At 67.0% G+C, this 16,152-nt stretch carries 21 protein-coding genes; 2 read left to right on the plus strand and 19 right to left on the minus strand.

Features of this window, described 5'->3' with window-relative positions; all coding sequences use genetic code 11:
* Positions 1-41: 41 nt before the first annotated feature.
* The 10 genes from BLV97_RS17500 to BLV97_RS17545 all read right to left on the minus strand — a co-directional run bounded on the left by BLV97_RS17500 (position 42) and on the right by BLV97_RS17545 (position 8,731).
* Positions 42-377 (minus strand): DnaJ family domain-containing protein, encoded by a 336-nt coding sequence (locus BLV97_RS17500; protein WP_035838839.1) that lies wholly within the window; start codon positions 375-377, stop codon positions 42-44.
* Positions 378-580: 203 nt separating this feature from the next.
* Positions 581-1,213, minus strand: coding sequence for a DUF6441 family protein (locus BLV97_RS17505; protein WP_035838841.1), 633 nt, complete (start codon positions 1,211-1,213; stop codon positions 581-583).
* Positions 1,210-1,524, minus strand: coding sequence for a head-tail joining protein (locus BLV97_RS17510; protein WP_035838844.1), 315 nt, complete (start codon positions 1,522-1,524; stop codon positions 1,210-1,212). Before BLV97_RS17510 ends, BLV97_RS17505 begins: the two co-directional genes overlap by 4 nt.
* 17 nt (positions 1,525-1,541) lie before the next feature.
* The gene (locus BLV97_RS17515; protein ID WP_035838847.1) at positions 1,542-2,567 is read right to left on the minus strand and encodes a major capsid protein; all 1,026 of its coding nucleotides are present in this window, start codon (positions 2,565-2,567) and stop codon (positions 1,542-1,544) included.
* A 68-nt stretch (positions 2,568-2,635) separates the two neighbouring features.
* A complete protein-coding gene (locus BLV97_RS17520; RefSeq protein WP_035838850.1) occupies positions 2,636-3,016 on the minus strand; it encodes a head decoration protein in 381 nt (126 codons plus the stop codon).
* A 59-nt stretch (positions 3,017-3,075) separates the two neighbouring features.
* On the minus strand, positions 3,076-4,461 hold the full coding sequence (locus BLV97_RS17525) for a S49 family peptidase (protein ID WP_035838898.1): 1,386 nt from the start codon (positions 4,459-4,461) through the stop codon (positions 3,076-3,078).
* 11 nt (positions 4,462-4,472) lie between these two features.
* Complete coding sequence (locus BLV97_RS17530) at positions 4,473-5,981, minus strand: phage portal protein (RefSeq protein ID WP_035838853.1); 1,509 nt, start codon at positions 5,979-5,981, stop codon at positions 4,473-4,475.
* Positions 5,982-5,983: 2 nt separating this feature from the next.
* Positions 5,984-6,199, minus strand: coding sequence for a phage head-tail joining protein (locus tag BLV97_RS17535; RefSeq protein ID WP_035838856.1), 216 nt, complete (start codon positions 6,197-6,199; stop codon positions 5,984-5,986).
* 2 nt (positions 6,200-6,201) lie between these two features.
* Positions 6,202-8,229 carry a phage terminase large subunit family protein gene (locus BLV97_RS17540; RefSeq protein WP_035838859.1) on the minus strand — a complete coding sequence of 676 codons (2,028 nt, stop codon included), beginning with the start codon at positions 8,227-8,229 and terminating at the stop codon, positions 6,202-6,204.
* Positions 8,177-8,731 (minus strand): hypothetical protein, encoded by a 555-nt coding sequence (locus BLV97_RS17545; RefSeq protein ID WP_035838862.1) that lies wholly within the window; start codon positions 8,729-8,731, stop codon positions 8,177-8,179. The genes BLV97_RS17540 and BLV97_RS17545 overlap by 53 nt, the downstream gene beginning before the upstream one ends.
* A gap of 160 nt (positions 8,732-8,891) precedes the next feature.
* Between BLV97_RS17545 and BLV97_RS17550 the strand changes: the two genes are divergently transcribed.
* Positions 8,892-9,434 (plus strand): DUF3489 domain-containing protein, encoded by a 543-nt coding sequence (locus BLV97_RS17550; RefSeq protein WP_035838865.1) that lies wholly within the window; start codon positions 8,892-8,894, stop codon positions 9,432-9,434.
* A gap of 173 nt (positions 9,435-9,607) precedes the next feature.
* The gene (locus tag BLV97_RS17555; protein ID WP_035838868.1) at positions 9,608-10,291 is read left to right on the plus strand and encodes a DUF2971 domain-containing protein; all 684 of its coding nucleotides are present in this window, start codon (positions 9,608-9,610) and stop codon (positions 10,289-10,291) included.
* Positions 10,292-10,600: 309 nt separating this feature from the next.
* On the opposite strand, the gene BLV97_RS17560 is transcribed toward BLV97_RS17555, so the two are convergent.
* The 9 genes from BLV97_RS17560 to BLV97_RS17595 all read right to left on the minus strand — a co-directional run bounded on the left by BLV97_RS17560 (position 10,601) and on the right by BLV97_RS17595 (position 15,933).
* Positions 10,601-11,863 (minus strand): site-specific DNA-methyltransferase, encoded by a 1,263-nt coding sequence (locus BLV97_RS17560; RefSeq protein ID WP_035838901.1) that lies wholly within the window; start codon positions 11,861-11,863, stop codon positions 10,601-10,603.
* Between the two features lie 677 nt (positions 11,864-12,540).
* On the minus strand, positions 12,541-12,666 hold the full coding sequence (locus tag BLV97_RS21825; protein ID WP_280138217.1) for a hypothetical protein: 126 nt from the start codon (positions 12,664-12,666) through the stop codon (positions 12,541-12,543).
* Positions 12,663-13,085, minus strand: coding sequence for a type II toxin-antitoxin system VapC family toxin (locus tag BLV97_RS17565; RefSeq protein WP_035838871.1), 423 nt, complete (start codon positions 13,083-13,085; stop codon positions 12,663-12,665). The genes BLV97_RS21825 and BLV97_RS17565 overlap by 4 nt, the downstream gene beginning before the upstream one ends.
* A gap of 3 nt (positions 13,086-13,088) precedes the next feature.
* Positions 13,089-13,331, minus strand: coding sequence for a FitA-like ribbon-helix-helix domain-containing protein (locus tag BLV97_RS17570; RefSeq protein WP_035838874.1), 243 nt, complete (start codon positions 13,329-13,331; stop codon positions 13,089-13,091).
* 119 nt (positions 13,332-13,450) lie between these two features.
* A complete protein-coding gene (locus BLV97_RS17575; RefSeq protein ID WP_035838877.1) occupies positions 13,451-14,116 on the minus strand; it encodes a hypothetical protein in 666 nt (221 codons plus the stop codon).
* Positions 14,113-15,081 carry a helix-turn-helix domain-containing protein gene (locus tag BLV97_RS17580; RefSeq protein WP_035838880.1) on the minus strand — a complete coding sequence of 323 codons (969 nt, stop codon included), beginning with the start codon at positions 15,079-15,081 and terminating at the stop codon, positions 14,113-14,115. Before BLV97_RS17580 ends, BLV97_RS17575 begins: the two co-directional genes overlap by 4 nt.
* The gene (locus BLV97_RS17585) at positions 15,078-15,473 is read right to left on the minus strand and encodes a VRR-NUC domain-containing protein (protein ID WP_035838883.1); all 396 of its coding nucleotides are present in this window, start codon (positions 15,471-15,473) and stop codon (positions 15,078-15,080) included. The genes BLV97_RS17580 and BLV97_RS17585 overlap by 4 nt, the downstream gene beginning before the upstream one ends.
* Positions 15,470-15,691 (minus strand): hypothetical protein, encoded by a 222-nt coding sequence (locus tag BLV97_RS17590; protein ID WP_035838885.1) that lies wholly within the window; start codon positions 15,689-15,691, stop codon positions 15,470-15,472. Before BLV97_RS17590 ends, BLV97_RS17585 begins: the two co-directional genes overlap by 4 nt.
* Complete coding sequence (locus BLV97_RS17595) at positions 15,688-15,933, minus strand: helix-turn-helix transcriptional regulator (RefSeq protein WP_035838888.1); 246 nt, start codon at positions 15,931-15,933, stop codon at positions 15,688-15,690. The genes BLV97_RS17590 and BLV97_RS17595 overlap by 4 nt, the downstream gene beginning before the upstream one ends.
* Positions 15,934-16,152: the final 219 nt, after the last annotated feature.

The following is a 16,152-nucleotide window of genomic DNA, read 5'->3' on the forward strand; positions in this document are numbered from 1 at the left end:
TAGTGTCGCGTGCTGCGCAGCAGACGAGTGGCCACTTCGGGCTAAGACCCCATGAATCGCCGCCTTGCTTCAACGGCTATGTTGTAGCGCAGCTGCAGGTCGGCGATCAGAGCCATCGCAACGCGTTTGGCATCGTCGCCCTTTACCTCCCTGTAGCTCTGATTCGCCGCTTCCAGCAACTTCTTGATCTTGAATTCCTCGGGCAGTGCGCTTGCTTCGGCCATTGTGCGGGTCGCCACCGCAGTTGCCATGTCAGTGAAAGCCTCGCCCGAGCGCTCGGACAGCGGTTTCCCCTCGCCTTCGAGGCCGCGTAGCTTGCCCTCCGCAAGGGCCTTCTGGATTTGCCGCTCCACGAGGCGGTCGAAGGATTGGGTCATGCTGAATTCCTGCCTACTCACCGGCGACGCTCAGACAATTTCACAATGATCTGTCGAACATAGCCGCTGGAAACAAAGCAGATACTCAAAATCTTGTGCAGGACGGCCGCTTCGTCCGCTTCTCGCCCATTGGCCCATGACGCAGCGAAGGTCGGCAATCGCAGCGCCATCAAGTTCCATGACGTTCGGCTGACTGCAGCGGTTCAATATTCTTGCCTCTCCCAGTTCGCCACGATCCGCCCCGGCACCGCCGCCAGCGCCCGTTCCGCGTCGCGCGCCAGATCGAGGCGTTTCGGCAGCTTCACCTGATGAACCATCAGGAAGATCGGCGCGGTGACCTGGCCGCGCCCGGTCTTCGACTTCGACACCGCCGCCATGCCGCGGGTGTTCAGCCGCACGGCGTCGGCCACCAGCAGGCTGGGGCCGTGGCGGCGGAAGACGAAGCGCAGCTTCACGCCGGTCTTCTTCTCCCAGCCAGCCGGGGTGACGCGCTGGCCACGCGCGGCCTTGCCGGCGGCCGGCGTCGGGATCGCCAGCCAGAAGCCGTGCTGGGCGCGGATCAGCGGGCCGGTCTCGTGTGCGCCGATGATCACCGGCGCCTTCGACCAGACCAGCGCCGCGGCGTCGAGGCTGTCGCGGCCCCTGGGATAGACCGCCAGCCGGATCGTGTTGCCCAGCCGCCGGCCCAGCCCGGCGCCGGTGATCTGGCCGCGCCAGTCCTCCTTCAGGCCGCCGCCGACTTGGTGCATCGTCGTGGAGACGGCTCTTTGACCGGCGGCCACTTCGGCCCGCATCAGCGCGGCCACGTCGCCGGCAATCCCGACATCGATCTTCATGCCGGCCTCACGTTCAGGGTCCAGATCAGGCGGTCCCGGTCCAACTGTGGCTCGCCCTGGACGAGGTAATCCACCGACCCGATCGCGATCAGATCGCTGGCGGCCGGCGTCGGCATGTCGAGGGCACGGGCATCCAGAACGGTGGTTTCCGAGAGGAGCCGCGCCGCACCGAACGGGGTGATCTCGTCGGGCGATTTGCGGATGACCCGCACCGGCACGCCAGGCCCGGTGGCAGCGGCAAACCAGAGCGCATCCGCCGCCATGTTGGGGTCGGCGAAGATCAGGTTCATGGCGGTGGCGAAGGCGTTCATGGGCTCGCCCCTTCCGGTCAGTTGGAGCTGAAGAGGCGGATCGAGGCGCGCGGCCGCTTGTTGACCGGCAAGATCGAGGCTTCGGTCATCAGGTCGATCCAGCGGCCCTTGTCGTCCATCAGCTGACGCGCGTAGAGCGGCAGGCCGACCGTGTTCGCGGTCTCCAGAAGGTTCGCCGGGCCGCCATAGGTGGTGAAGGTGTCCAGCGTGCCGATCGGGAACGCGATGCCCTCACCGGCCGGGATCAGCCGTTCGGACGAGCCATCCGACAGCGTGACCGTGCCGGCATATTCCTCGAAGAGGATGCCCGCGAAGGGGAATGCCCGGCGCACGTCCTGGCGCAACGGCTGCGCGCCGGTGGCAGCAAAGAACTTGTAGGCGTCCTGCGTGGTGGCGTGGCCGATCAGGCTGTCGAAGAACTCGCGGCTGACCAGCGCATGCACGCTGACCATCGACTCGCCGAGGAGGTTGTCCTCCACCGCCCGGATCGCGTCGCGCACCTTGGCCTGAACCTTGGTGGTTGCAGTGCCGAAGACGAAGTCCACCGAGACCTGAGCGAGCCCGAATTCGGTGAAGTAGTTGTAGAGCGTGGTGCCGGCGCCGTCCTTGACGATGCCGCGCAGCGCGTTCATCTCCATGTATTCGCGGGTCTGCGCGTGCTTGCGCCGCATCAGGGTCAGCTTGCGGGTCATCACGTCGACCAGCTGGTCGGGCGCGCCCGCGCCGCCGAACGCCGGCACGCCCTGCACGTCGCTGGCGAGGATCACGTCGTCATGCGGGATCCACGGCAGGGCGAAGGAGCGCATCGCGCGGCCCTCGCGGCTGCCGACTGTGGCCGGGGCACCGAGCGGCACCGAGGGCAGCAGGCTGAGCACGCCGTCGCGCTGCTCGATGATCACCGACCGCTGGGTGATGCCCTCGAAGCGAAAGAGGCCGATGTCGCCGAGGCGGGTGTAGAGGTTGGGCAGGATGTTGATGGCCTGGGTCATTTCCGCGAGCGAGTAACCGCCCGCGTCAAACGGGTTGCGAACGATGGCGTTCATGGGGCTGTCTCCGTGAGTTTGCGGAAGGGGGAGGAGCGGATCGCGGCGATCCCCGCGGCGATCGGCGCTCAGGCGTTGTCGCGCGGCACGATGCCGACGGCGATCAGCTCGGCATGCTTGGTGGCGGTCTTGGTGCCGTCATTGACCGTGGCGTCGAACACCAGTGCGGCCTTGGCGACGATGGCGGGACCGCGCGCCAGCACGACGCCGGTGGCATCGCCCGCAGTGGCATCGACGGCGGTCAGTAGCACAGCGACGGCCACATCAGAGCCATCCACGGCGCCGACGGCAGCGAGCTGGTATTTGCCGCTGGCGGTGATCAGGCCCAGCACCGCGCCTGCCGCATAGGCGGTGCCGGTGAGAAGGGTCACCGCCTCATTGGTGTAGTTGGGGTTCTCCTGGTATTTGACGACATCGCCCTGCGAGGGCGCTTGGGTAAGCGTGGTCATGGGTCAGATCCTCATTGGGGGAGGGCAAGCCTCCGGGAGCGCCGCGGGCGGCCGGGGTTTCAGGGCGCCTTGGTGGCGGCAGCGGCGCGCGATGCGGCGGCCACGATCGGGCTTTCCGGAGCAGCCGTTTTGGCGGCCGGAACCACGGTGATCGCTTCGGCGTCGCTGCGCTCGGACAGCTGCTTCAGCACCGACGCCCGGAGCGCGTCCGGGGTGACTCCGCCGCGCAGGGCCGCGGCCACGTCGATGTTGAGGCCGAGCCGGACGGCCTGCGCGCCGATGGTGGCCAACTCGGCCGCCTCGGCGCGGATGCGTGCCACATCACCGGCCGCGGCAGCGGGAGCCACCACGGGCGCAGCGGCCGGTTCGGCCGGCGTGCGGATCGGTTCTGCCGGCGCGGCAGCCTGCGGATCCGCGCCGTCGTCTTCGGTGAGGGGGTCCGCCGCTGCCGTCTGAGGGGAGGTCGTCATCGCATTTTCCTTGATGAGCCGGGAACCTTGCGCGCGTCCCGACATCGCGCTTCGGGCAGCGGGCCGCCCGTTCACTGCGGCGGCAAAGGCCGCAAACGCGCTGGCCGGGTCGGACACTTCATCCGCCAGCCCAGCCCGCACCGCGGCAGCGCCGCGATAGCTTTCCGCTTCGGTTGCCAGCGCGGCGGCCTCGGTCAGTCGCGACCCGCGCCCCGCGGCCACGGTCTGGGCGAAGAGCGTGCGGAGCGCATCGAGCTCTTCCTGAATGCTGCTGCGCACGGCCGCCGGCAGCGGCTGAAACGGGTTGCCGTCGACCTTGTGCGCGCCCGAGTGGATCAGTGTGATCGTGACGCCGGCGTCCTGCAACTCGCCGCTCATGTCGGTGTGCATGACGACCACGCCGATGCTGCCGACCGCACCGGTGCGCGGCAGGATGATCCGGTCGGCCTGGCTTGCCAGCGCGTAGCCGGCGGAGAAGGCGTGATCTGCCACGAAGGCCCAGACCGGCTTTTGCGCGCGCGCGGCGCGGATGGCGTCGGCGAGATCGAAGGCGCCGGCGACTTCACCGCCGAAGCTGTCGATCTCGAGGGCGATGCCGCGCACGGCGGGGTCGCCCAGCGCTGCGGCCAGCTGCGCGGCGATCCCCTCATAGGAGGTCTGTCCCGACGACTCTCCGATCCAGGCGCCGCGATGGACCAGCACACCGGATATCCCGACCACCGCGATGCCGTCCCGAAAGCCGAAGGGCCGCTGCCCGTCACGCTGCACCCGCGCACCGGTGTCGTTGATCAGGATCCCGGACAGGCCGGGAAGGGCTGCCTGCGCGACCGCCTCCGGCGCGACATCCGCCCCGGCAAAGCGGACCCGACGACCGGTGATCCGCGCGCCAAGGCCGGCCATGAACGCCATGGCCTTGGCGGGCTCCACCAGCAGGGCGGTGTTGAACGCCCGCTGCGCGATCTGGGCATGAAACATCGGGCTCATTCCTATGGGGCCTGGACTGGCGCCGGGTCCTGGTTCGGATCGAGCGCGTTGGGGTCGGAGGCATTCGCGTCGGGCGCGTTGGGATCGCCCGGACCCGGCGCCTGTGCGGGCGATCCCGGCCTGCGGAAGTCGAGGCCGAGAAGGCGCTCGCGCGCCCGCTCGGCCGCGATCTCCGCGTCCACCCGCTCGGCGTCGTAGCCGCGCTCGGCGATCGCCTGCGTTCGCGATTTGAGCCCGGCCTCGATCTGCGCGATCTCGGCGCTGGCGTCCTTCAGGGGATCGACCCAGTCCCACTTGGTCGGCAGCCAGGTGCAGGCAAGGTAGTCCTCGCGCTGGCGGTCATAGCCGGGCAACCGCAGCCCGCCGGCCAGCACCGCGGTGTCCATGAAGCGCGCCCAGACCGGGCGGCACATCTGGTACACCATCACCGAATGCTGCCAGGCCGAAACGCGGCGGCGGAACTCGATCAGCGACAGCCGCGAATTGGAGAAGTTGCCCTTGGCGCCATCATTGGTGAGATAGCCGTAGGGGATGCCCAGCGCCGCCGAGATCTGCAGCAGCGTCCGGTACTGGAACGGCTCGTAGGTCGCGCCCGAGTCGGCGGGCTGTCCGACCGTCACCTCCTCGCCGGGGTCGAGCCGCAACACCTGGCCGGGGGCAATCTCGTATTCCTCGTCGGTCGGGGCCAGCGGGTTGTCCGGGGCCGGCGAGGTCACGAACATCGCGTACATCGCAGCCACCTTCTTGCGGTCAAGCTCGGCGTCGTCGTACTGGTCGAGCAGGAACAGCTTGACGATCGCCGGCGCGAAACGCGAGACGCCGCGCAACTGCCCGGCCTCCACCGGGTCGATCACGTGGATCACTTCGGACGCCGGAACTTGCACGATCTCGCCTGACAGGCCGGGGTCGGTGCTGTCGCCGGGGTGGCGGCGCAGAAAGTGGTAGGCGGTGCGCCGTCCCACCCGGTCGAACTCGATCCCCTGGCGCACGACATTGCCGTTGGCGGCCGTGGTGTTGCGGTTCAGCGGCAGCATCTCGGACGGCAGCATCTGCAGCTGCAGCGGCACCACCAGGCCATCCTCGGGTCGCCGTGGCCGGAAGCGCAGGAAGACCTCGCCGGTCAGGAACACCTCGCGCGCCGCACGCCGCTGCAAGCCGTAGAAGTCGGTCAGGCCCTCGGCATCGGCCTGATCGGTCCAGGCCAGCCAGAGCTTCTGGATCGCCGCCTTGCGCAACGGCTGCGGGAGTGTCGAGTTGGGCCCGATCCCGTCGCCCACGGTATTGGCGGCCCAGCTCTCGATGGCGTTGGCGGCGTAGCCGTTGTTGCGCACCAGCCAGCGCGCACGGGCGTTCATCTCGGGGCCTGAGGCGGCGATCAGCGCGTTGACATGGGCGCGCGAGGTGGCAAAACCCTTGAGGCGGCGCTGGCCGGAGGTGGCATCGAAGCCGCCCGGCACACCGAAGCCACCGACCCAGGCGCCGACGCGGGCGCGCCAGTTGGTCCTGGCCATGATCACAGGTCCTTTGAAGCAAAGGGCCGGGACACCCGCGATCGCGTCACCGTGGTGTCGGCGGCCGCAATCCGGCGCTCGAGGTCGAAGATCGCGGTCGCGAGTTCCGTATCAGAGCCATAGCTGATCTGGCGCCCGTCATAGGTGATCGAGCGCACCCCGCCGAAGCGCATCCCCAGCAGCGCCGCGAGCAGCGCCTGCATTTCGATCAGGGTCATCTCTACCTCATGTAGCTCGGCGGCCTGGCGCCGCGCCTCTGCCGCCGCGGCGTGAAGACCTCGCCCGCGGTCGGCGCCGTCTGTTCTTCGACTTCGGGCGCCACCGGCACCCTGGTCTCGACACCGGCCTGCGCCTCGAGCGACGCCCATGTCGCTTCGTCCCAGCGATCCGCGCCGAGGATCCACGCCGCCGCGCGGGCGTAGACCCGGCAGTCGAGCGCCTCGTTGCGCTCGCGCATCTTCTGCCATTCGAGGTGCCCGTAGCCGCGCTTGTTGCGCACCGTCACCAGCTGCTCGGCCACCAGCTGCTTCAGCCATTCGGTGTCGGCCCACGCCGGCAAATGCACGGTGCCTGACGGATCGCAGACGCCCAGCGCCCGGTCCTCATCGGACGGCCGTTCCAGCCGCAGGAAGCGATAGGTTTCCGCCTTGAAGGTCGAGACGGCGATGGTCCAGAGCCGCGCGCCGCGGCGCAACCGCTTGCCGCCGATGGTGGCATCAACGAAGGTCGGCCCGGAGACCGGGGCCGAGCGGTTGAAGCTTTCCACGCCCTTGATCGGCGTCACTTGCGCGTAGCCGGTGGCGCGGGACCAGGCATAAACCGCCGGCGCCTCATAGCCGGTGTCGATGGCGAGTTTGGAAAGCTGCATGACCGCACCGCTTTCGTGCGCCCATGTCCTCCCAAGCAGTGCTGTCAGCGTGTCCCAGCAACCCGGATCCTCGGGCCCGCCCGGAATGACAATATGCTCCACCAGCCAGCTTTCCAGGCCGCGCCCCCAGGCCCAGACATCGACCTCGATCCGGTCCTTCTGCACATCCGCCCCGGCGGTGAGAAACAGGCCGAGGTGCGGCACCGCTGAGCCAAACACCTCGCGACGATCCGCCAGCCGCTGCCATTCCGGCGCGTCGCCACTCTCCACCCATGTCTCGCCCAGAAGCGTATTGCGCGCTGCGCGCAGCATCTCGTCCGAGCCCTGCGCCGCCAGCCAGTCGCGCGCGATCTGCGCCCAGCTTTTCCAGCCCAGCGGCGAATAGAGCGCCGAGAGGTGAAAGCCGATCGATTGCGGATCGGCCGAGACCGCCGTCGCGCGCCACTCACCCCGCTCCAGCATCCGGGTCTTGTGATGTTCGGCGATCGGGCGTTCGCAGCCCTCGCAGTGATAGGCCGTCGTTTCCGGTCGGCCCTTGTCCCAGCGCAGCCTCTCAAACTGCAGCCATTGCATCGCGCCGCACTGCGGACAGGGCACGAAATAGCGCCGCTGGTCGGACGTCTCATATTCCCGCTCGATCCGGCTCAGGCCCCGGATGGTCGGGGTCGACACCATGAACACCTTGCGCCGATGCGAGAAGGTGGTGGTGCGTGCCTCGGCCAGGGTGACCGGGTCGCCTTCCTCGTCGGCCGAGGCCGGATAGGCATCGACCTCATCGAGAAAGATGTAGCGCGCGGGCATCGAGCGCAGGCCGGTGGCGCTGTTCGCCCCGGTGAGCACCAGGATGCCGCCGGGGAACTCTTTTGAGAGCATCGAGTTGCCCGCATCGCGCGAGCGGGAAGGCTTCACCCGTTCGCGCAGCGCCGGGCTGTCCTCGATCAGCGGATCGAGCCGTCCGCGTGATGACCGCTTGGCCATCTCGACCGTCGGCAGCACCGCCAGCATCGGGCCCGGTGCGTGATGGATGACGAAGCCGATCCAGTTGTTGCCGGCCTCGGTCGCCCCCACCTGTGCCGCCTTCATGAAGCTGATCCGCTGCGCCGGATGGCGCGGCGACAGCGCATCCATGATCTCGCGCAGATAGGGCGTGCGGGCGGTGCGGTATTGCCCGGGCTCGGCCGAGGCCCGCGACGACAGTTTGCGATGCTGGTCCGCCCATTCCGAGACGGTCAGGTCCGGATCGGGCCGCATCCCCCGGCGCCAGGACCGCAGGATATCCCCGGCGCCGTCAAAGCCGAGATCGAGATCGGTGCTCAGATCGTCAGCGTCACCCGAGGGAGACCCGGAGATCGGCGAGGGCGTCGAGTTGCGCTCTGACATGGGTTTCCAGCACCCTCTGCAGGATCGCGGCCTCGATCATCACCGGTCGCTCCGGTCGCACCGGTTTGCCCGATTGCTGTTCCACCTCCGATGCCACTTCGGCCGCCATCAGCGCCGCCACCCGTGCTGGCCACGTCACCCAGGCGTCCCGCTCCTGCCGCGCCAGCCGAAACACCAGCGTTTCCGCCCGGGCGCGATCCACCAGCGTGCCCTTCTTCTTCTGGATCGCCAGCTGGCGTTCCTGCGCCTGGTAGACAGTCAGTGCAGTGCGGGCCTTCAGATAGGACGCGCTGTCAGCCGGGCCTGAGACCGCGCTGTCGCCGCCCAATGACCGCCGCTGCTGATCGGGGTCGGTCATCTCCGCCCGGCGCGCGTCCGAGGCGGCGGCGTTGATCGACCCATCGCCGTAAACCGCCAGCCGCCCGGCCTTGCGCGCCTTCTGGATCGCCCCGCGCGACAGGCCGGAATGGGCGGCATACGCGCGCTCACTCATCCCCTCCATGGCAATGCGCCTTCGATTAAAGCAATGATATTGCTTGCTATTGCGTTGATTGCCCGACCCGGCGGAGCGACTCTGATGCAAGACGCGACGCAGCCCGCGATAGCCGGGCTCCGTCCCGTAGAAGGGAGCGCACCCCGCGCGCCCAGACCCGGAGCCCGCCATGCCCAAACTCACCGAAACCCAAACCCTCATCCTCAGCGCCGGGGCCCAGCGCCCGGGCAACATCGCCCTGCCGCTGCCCAAGGGGCTGCACGGTGCGGCCGCGAAGATGACCGTCACCAAGATGATCGAACGCGGCTGGTTGCAGGAGGTCGACGCTAACCTGCGCCGGGGCGAGCCACTCTGGCGCGAGATCGGCGATGGCCATGGCACCACGCTGGTGGTCACTGAGGCAGGGCTGCTCGCCATTGGCATCGAACCGGTGGTGGTGCAGACCATGGCCGCCATCCGTAAACACGCAGCCGAAGCGCCGGCGCCCAAGCCGGTGACACCGCGCGCCGGTACCAAGCAGGCGATGCTGATTGCGATGCTTCAGGCGCCCGAAGGCGCCACGATGGAGGCGATCATCGCCGCCACCGGCTGGCAGGCTCACAGCGCACGGGGTGCGATGTCCGGGGCTTTGGGCAAGAAGCTGGGGTTGGTTGTGACCTCGGTGAAGGAAGAAGGCCGGGGGCGGGTGTATCGTATCGGCCAGTCCGGCTAGAATCTGACCAACGGCGGCTACGAGCCCAGAACTTCCCTCCGCGCTGGGGGCGGCATCCTGTTTCGGTATTGCTCAGATATGATAAGAACGGGGCCCATGCGAAAAACATGGCATGAGAAGAAAGGTAGCGAAGCAATCCCGCTATTCGTGGCTGTGGAACGGAAAGGCCCTTGATGCGTGTTTACAAGTTCTATCGCGCAGACTACGCGCGCCAAGCAATTTTGAAGCAGCGATTGAAGCTGACGACACTGAATGACGTCAACGATCCGTTCGAGCTTCGTGCGGTGAGCTCCGGCGATCAGCGCATTCGCCTCGAGCTGGAGCGGTGGCGGCAAGAGAAAAGTAGGGAACTTGCATTCATTTCTTTCTCAAGGGGACGAAAGAATCCCGTGGTCTGGTCGCATTATGCAGACAACTATCGCGGAGTGTGCCTCGGCTTCCAGGTAGATGACAAGTATCTGGCGGAAATCGAATATACTCAAAGTCGACTCATGTTTCCGAGATACGACTTAAAAGAGAGGATGGCTTCTAGCGATTGGCGTAAAAGGATATTTCCGTTTGTGACAAAGTTTGCACACTGGCAATATGAAGATGAGCTTCGGGCTTTTCACGAGCTCGGAGGAGCCGACGTCATCCACGATAACGGTCTCTGCTTTCAGCCGTTCGGCGACACATTTACGCTGAAGGAGATCATACTCGGCCCAGGCTACCAACCTGTCAAAAATGCCGACGAGCGCAAGGAAATCATGGATGCAGTCGCGCAATTCGAGGGATGTTCGACAAAGACCGCGCGGCTGGCATTCAATGAGTTCGAGGTCGCGATTCAGCACGAGAGATCACGACAAAAGCAGATTTGATGTCCCGGCGCTCAGGAGAGCGGGCCCGTCAGCGCGCGGGCGCAGTGCAACTCGCTTAGCAGTGCAACGCGCTTAATCGAAGCCTCAAAGCCCGAACGCCGTAGCCCAACCGAAGGCTGCACCGGATTGCACGCGCCCTGAGCGGTGGGGGCAAGGCGACACTCTCAATTGAACGTCAGCTCCGTAAGCACAGCCGCCATTGCTCCCCGATCATGCCGAGCAACCGTTTCGCTGTCGGCTGCATCGAGCGCGGGGCTGGTCCAGTCGAACTCCACGATGCAGGCGCCGATTGTGGCAACCAGAACGGCGTCATGCCGCCAACCTCTTGGCCTTCAACTCGGCGAATGTCTCGCCATTCTCGGCCAGGATGGCGTTGGCGCCGGTGAACTGCTGCCAGCGTTCGACAGCGACATCGACATAGGCCGGGTTCAGCTCGATCCCGTAGCACACCCGCCCGGTGGTTTCTGCCGCGATCAGCGTGGTGCCGGATCCCATGAAGGGTTCATACACCGCCTGACCGGGACTCGAGTTGTTCAGGATCGGGCGGCGCATGCATTCGACCGGCTTCTGGGTTCCGTGCACGGTGGCGGCGTCCTGATCCTTGCCGGAGATGTGCCACAGCGTGGTCTGCTTGCGGTCGCCGGCCCAGTGGCCCTTGCCGGTCTTCTTGACCGCATACCAGCAGGGCTCGTGCTGCCAGTGATAGTCGCCGCGGCTGAGAACCAGCCGATCCTTGGCCCAGATGATCTGTGACCGGACGGTGAACCCTGCCGCCACCAGGCTTTCGGCGACGGTCGTGGAATGCAGCGCGCCATGCCAGACATAGGCGACGTCGCCCGGAAACAACGCCCAGGCTTCGCGCCAGTCGGCGCGGTCATCGTTCAGCACCTTGCCGGTGCGCTTGGTCTTCGCCGCACCCGCCTGGTTGCGCCAGGAGGGGTCATACTGCACGCCGTAGGGCGGGTCGGTCACCATCAGCAGCGGTTTCACATCGCCGAGGAGCCGCCCGACCACATCGGCGGAGGTGCTGTCGCCGCAGATCAGCCGGTGCGATCCAAGCTGCCAGAGGTCGCCCACGACCGACACCGGCTTGACCGGCGGTTCGGGGATGTCATCTTCGCCCTCCACCGGCCCATCACCGCCCAGCGCATCGGGATCCCGAAGCAGGGCGTCCAGATCCTCGTCGGTGATACCGAGCAGCGACAGGTCGAAATCTTCGGCCAGCAGCCCCGCGACCTCGTCGCGCAGCACCGCCTCGTCCCATTCGCCCAGCTCGGTCAGCTTGTTGTCGGCGATGCGGTAGGCGCGGCGCTCGGCCTCGTCGAGATGGCTGAGCCGGATCACCGGCACGTCCTTCAGCCCGAGCATCGTGGCGGCCAGCACCCGCCCATGCCCGGCGATCAACTCGCCATCGTCGGCCACCATGCAGGGCACGGTCCAGCCGAACTTGGCCATGCTGGCGGCGATCTTCGCTACCTGGTCGTCCTCGTGCATCTTGGCATTGCGGGCATAGGGGCGCAGCCGCTCGATCGGCCAGGTCTCGATCTGGCTCGGCGCGAAGACGAGGTCCATGGGCGGTTCTCTGATGTGGGGCGGGGCGGGCAGACCGATGCGCGCGGCCGGGACGGCCCGCAGCAAGATCGGGATCCGCGATGTCGGGGAAATGAAAGCGCCCGCGAGGGGTTTCCTCCGGGCGCCATTCTTCGATGATCAAGGGGTAGGTCAATGGGGGCAGCTTTGTCAATCGGAAAACCGGAGTGGATTCAACGCGTTCCTGGCATGGTGGCTTCCGCGGGGTGACTTCCGGCCAAGGTGGCTTCCCCGAAGTGGATTCCCTGGATTCCGCCTGGGAATCCACCCTGCCGAAGATCGCATCTCGCAACGGTTTGATTTGTTGAGGATTTTCTTGACGCAGTGCGCCAAGTGGATTCCGGGTGGATTCCCCGGTGAAGAAGCCAGTCGCTAGCGAACTGCCGCGCTGCGCCCCCCCGCATACGAGTGGGGGCGGGGAGGAACCATGCCAGGGGGCTTGCTGGTCGTACCGGCCCACGGCTGCGGTTCCGCTGCGGTGGCGTGGCGGAGCGCTGGCTCCCCGAACCGGCCATTCCTGCGCAGCGCAGGATATCTGTGCGTAGTTCGAGGTCGGTCAGATTGCGATCTGGAGAAGATTACGGCTTCCGCGAACATGGCATTGCAAAGCACCTCGCTGCCCCATGGCCTCGGTCGGCAGTCTGTCTGCAGCGCGACAATCAGGATGAGAATCTCATCCAGATTGCCCCCTTGGCACCCATGGGATAGCTCGTCTCGCCGCACTGCCGGTCAAACTGCTTTTCGGCCAGCTCGGAAATGGCCTGGACGTTTTCGACAGCGTTCATTGGTCGTTCCAGGGATTGATCAGGCGGATGCCGCAGCCATCGAAATCCTTGACGTTGCGGGTGGCGACAGGGGCGTTCGCGGCGCGGGCGACGGCCGCGATCTGACAGTCGGCCTCGGCGATGGGGCGGCCCGCTGCCCGGCGTTGGGCTGCAATTTCGGCGTAGGCTTTGGCGGCAGGGCTGTCGAAGGGTAGGACGCGGGCCTGGAAATCCAGATCGATCATGGCGTCGAGGGCCAGTTGCAGCCGATCACGGCGCTGGCCTTCGGGCAGGATTGCGACGCCGGTGCGCAGTTCCGCTTCGGTGACAGCCGAGATGAACAGGTCAGCAGTGTCGTGCTTGCCGAACCAGTCCAGCACGATCTGGGCTGGTTCGGTGCGCATCAGTTCCGAGATCACGTTGGTGTCGAGCAGGATCATGGATCATTCGAAGTCCGGCGATGGCCGCATCGGGCCGCGTTGCGCTGGCGGCAAGTCGATCCCGCCCACGGCTGCGAACCTCGCGTGGATCGCCAGGCCAAGGTTGAGTGGCGCGCTGGGCTGGCCAACAACCTGTCGCAAGATATCGCGGGCCTCCTCTTCCATCGAGCGGCCATGCTCAGCCGCCCGAACGCGCAGGCGGTGCTTCACATCGTCGTCCAGATTGCGAATCGTGATGCTGGCCATGTTGCCCTCCGGTTGCAATGCCAAAACTATGCAATGATAGCAGTGCAATCAAGCCCAAGCTGGAGCGGTGACGGGGTGGGCAAAGGCTAACCGGCAGAATTGACGCTTTGCAACGTCGGCTATTGGCAGCGACGAGGAAGCCACGGCTGCAATTTGGGCAGTACGACAGTCACCTCGATCTCCCGCAGCATCCCACCCGCCACCAGCCCATCCCGGACCCAGTTCAGCGCCCGCCACCAGTCCTCGTAGCCGCGCCGCGCCCCCTCGATCTGGCCCGGATGCGGGTACCATGTGACCGGACAGGCCAGCACCTCGACGCTGCGCCACTTACCGCGATGCAGCACGCGCTCGGTGCCGACCACGACCGTGGTCGATCGCTCGCCATGCTGGTTGCGCTTGGTCTCGACGGGTACGCAGCGCGGCACCGCACCGGGCATCCAGTCCGGCGTGAGTCCAGCGCGCGCCAGTTCGGCCACGCGGATTGCCATCCGGATGCCACCGCGGCTGTCGGGCAATCCTGCGACAGCCGCGGCGACGACCTCGGCGTCAGGGTGGGTGGAACTGCCGATCTTGTGCCGACCGCCGTCGATCTTACAGCCCAATGCGGCACGCTGCAGCAGCACGTATTCCAGCCCGAATCCGAACCCGGCCTCCTCGTCGTCCCGCCGCTCGGGCAGCTCGAGCTGCGCCTTCTCGATGCGGAACGCCCATTCCAGGATGGCCTGCACGCCCAGCGCGCGCTTCTCGCGACCACCACTGCGGCCGATGCGCCGTTGCATGGTCATCGCACACCTCGCATCCGCAGCCGCTCGACGGTCACCAGACCGCGGGCCAGCATCGCCTCGCGCGTCGCGTTGCTGATCGTGTTGGCCGGCAGGAAGCGGTCGGAGTTCACCAGCCCGGCGTAGAACGCCGCCACGTCGTCGGGGCTGGCCGGGCCCTGCGCGGCGCGGTTCGGCTGCCGCCTAGGGCTTCTGGCGGGCGGGCGGCCCGCAGTTGCCTGTGCCACGCGCTGGGCGGCGCGCTCCATCGCCCGGTCGAGGGCCTTGGGGCCATCCGGCGGGGCAGGGTGCTCTCGCCGCGTGGCAGTTGCGGTCTCGAGGATGTTGTCCTCGGTCAGTCCGAGGTCATCGCGCCAGCGCCGGACGTGTTCGCGGGCGGGCCAGCCCTTCCACCAGGCGGGCAGCGGGCCGTCGGACGAAAGGCCCAGCGCATTCAGCAACTCTGCGAAGAACCGATCGAACTCGGTCTCGCGCGCCTGCGCGTCCTCCTCCTCCTTTACAGGTTCCCTTAAAGGTTCTCTTACAAGGTTAGTCTCCGGATTCCGGAGATGGCTTTGGCCAAAATCCGGAGATGGAACCCGGCAAAATCCGGAGATGGCTCCATGACCGGATTCCGGAGATGGGTCGGCATTTTGTTCGTGCTCCGTTCCCGCAAAGCCATCTCCGGTTTCCGGAACTGGCTCCTGCGGAAACCCGTCCTCGAAGCCGAGGATGTAGCGCGTCGCCTGCCTACGATGGGTGCGCGGATCATGGGCGCGGACACGGTGGATTAGGCCCAGTTCCTCCAGCTTCGCCAGATGCTCGTTCAGAGCGGAGACCGACATCTCGGCGTCGTCCGCCAACCGCGCCTGGGTCGGGAAGCAGCCGAAGTCGGGGTTGTGGCGATCGCAGAGATGCCAGAGCACGATCTTAGTGGCGGGCTTCAGCCCACGCTGCTGGATCGCCCAGTTGGTGCCCTTGTGGCTCATGGCGCGACCCTCCGCGCTGGGCTGCGCACGCGGCTGGTGAACCCCTGATCGGCGAGCGCGCCCAGCGCGTCATCCACCGAGCGGACCAGCGCCCAGCCGAAACCCTGGGCGAGGACCGTATCGCGGAAGACCTCCTGCGATTTGCGCAACCGGCCAGTCTGGCTCTTGACCTCAAGGAACAGCACTCGGCCGCCTGAGAGCACGATCAGATCCGAGAAACCCGCATGGACGCCCATGCCGACAAGGATGGATTGGCGGATCCGGCCGCGCCGGTCGCCGGCGGCGATTTCGTTCACGGCATGATGCACGATGGCATCGCGGGGCAGGGCGATGCGCAGCGCCTGAACGATGGCGCGCTGGGCATCTGCCTCTGGGGTGGCGCGGCGGGTCATGGCTGCACCTCCGGCGGCGCGACGCGGTCGCAAGGGGGCGCCAAGAGGCGAAGCAGGCCCAGCGCTTCAAACCGCTCTCCGTCGTCCGGGCTCAATGCCCGGACCACCTTGCAGGCGAGATCGACCAGCGTGTCCGGGTGATGTGCGACATCCGCGAGGACGCCACGCGCCTCGGTGAGACGGTCCTCGCACCAGTCGGGCGCGGCGGCGGCGCTCATCGGCGGCCTCCTGCCCGACGCGGGGTCGGGACTTCCTGAAGCTGCAGCCAGTCGCGCACCGCGTCGCGGCGGTAATAGACCGCCCTTCCGACCCGGACGCAGGGTGGTCCCGCGCGGCGCGCCTCCCAGCGGCGCAGGGTATCGACGGTGAGCCCGAGATCGCGGGCGAGAGCGACCCGGCTGATGAGGCCGATGAGCAGGCTTGCAGCCTGCGCGTGTTCGGATTGGTCCGATGCTGACATGTGCGTTCCTCCAGTGCCGCCCGGAACGGGCGGATCGCGGAGGGCAGCAGGCGCAGGGCCGACAGGGTGGCGGGAAGGCGGAGGGTGGCGGTGATCCCGCGACCCCTGTGCCACCCCTTGTTTTATTGTGAATTTCGCAAATCACGCTGCGCCGCAGCAATCCGTGGCCGACGCACGCGCTCTCTACGCCACCCCCGGAACTCGCCGCTTCGGCTGCGA

Source organism: Allgaiera indica, from assembly GCF_900106675.1.
Classification (GTDB): domain Bacteria; phylum Pseudomonadota; class Alphaproteobacteria; order Rhodobacterales; family Rhodobacteraceae; genus Acidimangrovimonas; species Acidimangrovimonas indica.

Coding starts and splice junctions, on each gene's coding strand:
- BLV97_RS17500 (WP_035838839.1), bottom strand. CDS start 377: ATGACCCAATCCTTCGACCGCCTCGTGGAGCGGCAAATCCAGAAGGCC.
- BLV97_RS17505 (WP_035838841.1), bottom strand. CDS start 1,213: ATGAAGATCGATGTCGGGATTGCCGGCGACGTGGCCGCGCTGATGCGG.
- BLV97_RS17510 (WP_035838844.1), bottom strand. CDS start 1,524: ATGAACGCCTTCGCCACCGCCATGAACCTGATCTTCGCCGACCCCAAC.
- BLV97_RS17515 (WP_035838847.1), bottom strand. CDS start 2,567: ATGAACGCCATCGTTCGCAACCCGTTTGACGCGGGCGGTTACTCGCTC.
- BLV97_RS17520 (WP_035838850.1), bottom strand. CDS start 3,016: ATGACCACGCTTACCCAAGCGCCCTCGCAGGGCGATGTCGTCAAATAC.
- BLV97_RS17525 (WP_035838898.1), bottom strand. CDS start 4,461: ATGTTTCATGCCCAGATCGCGCAGCGGGCGTTCAACACCGCCCTGCTG.
- BLV97_RS17530 (WP_035838853.1), bottom strand. CDS start 5,981: ATGGCCAGGACCAACTGGCGCGCCCGCGTCGGCGCCTGGGTCGGTGGC.
- BLV97_RS17535 (WP_035838856.1), bottom strand. CDS start 6,199: ATGACCCTGATCGAAATGCAGGCGCTGCTCGCGGCGCTGCTGGGGATG.
- BLV97_RS17540 (WP_035838859.1), bottom strand. CDS start 8,229: ATGTCAGAGCGCAACTCGACGCCCTCGCCGATCTCCGGGTCTCCCTCG.
- BLV97_RS17545 (WP_035838862.1), bottom strand. CDS start 8,731: ATGGAGGGGATGAGTGAGCGCGCGTATGCCGCCCATTCCGGCCTGTCG.
- BLV97_RS17550 (WP_035838865.1), top strand. CDS start 8,892: ATGCCCAAACTCACCGAAACCCAAACCCTCATCCTCAGCGCCGGGGCC.
- BLV97_RS17555 (WP_035838868.1), top strand. CDS start 9,608: ATGCGTGTTTACAAGTTCTATCGCGCAGACTACGCGCGCCAAGCAATT.
- BLV97_RS17560 (WP_035838901.1), bottom strand. CDS start 11,863: ATGGACCTCGTCTTCGCGCCGAGCCAGATCGAGACCTGGCCGATCGAG.
- BLV97_RS21825 (WP_280138217.1), bottom strand. CDS start 12,666: ATGAACGCTGTCGAAAACGTCCAGGCCATTTCCGAGCTGGCCGAAAAG.
- BLV97_RS17565 (WP_035838871.1), bottom strand. CDS start 13,085: ATGATCCTGCTCGACACCAACGTGATCTCGGAACTGATGCGCACCGAA.
- BLV97_RS17570 (WP_035838874.1), bottom strand. CDS start 13,331: ATGGCCAGCATCACGATTCGCAATCTGGACGACGATGTGAAGCACCGC.
- BLV97_RS17575 (WP_035838877.1), bottom strand. CDS start 14,116: ATGACCATGCAACGGCGCATCGGCCGCAGTGGTGGTCGCGAGAAGCGC.
- BLV97_RS17580 (WP_035838880.1), bottom strand. CDS start 15,081: ATGAGCCACAAGGGCACCAACTGGGCGATCCAGCAGCGTGGGCTGAAG.
- BLV97_RS17585 (WP_035838883.1), bottom strand. CDS start 15,473: ATGACCCGCCGCGCCACCCCAGAGGCAGATGCCCAGCGCGCCATCGTT.
- BLV97_RS17590 (WP_035838885.1), bottom strand. CDS start 15,691: ATGAGCGCCGCCGCCGCGCCCGACTGGTGCGAGGACCGTCTCACCGAG.
- BLV97_RS17595 (WP_035838888.1), bottom strand. CDS start 15,933: ATGTCAGCATCGGACCAATCCGAACACGCGCAGGCTGCAAGCCTGCTC.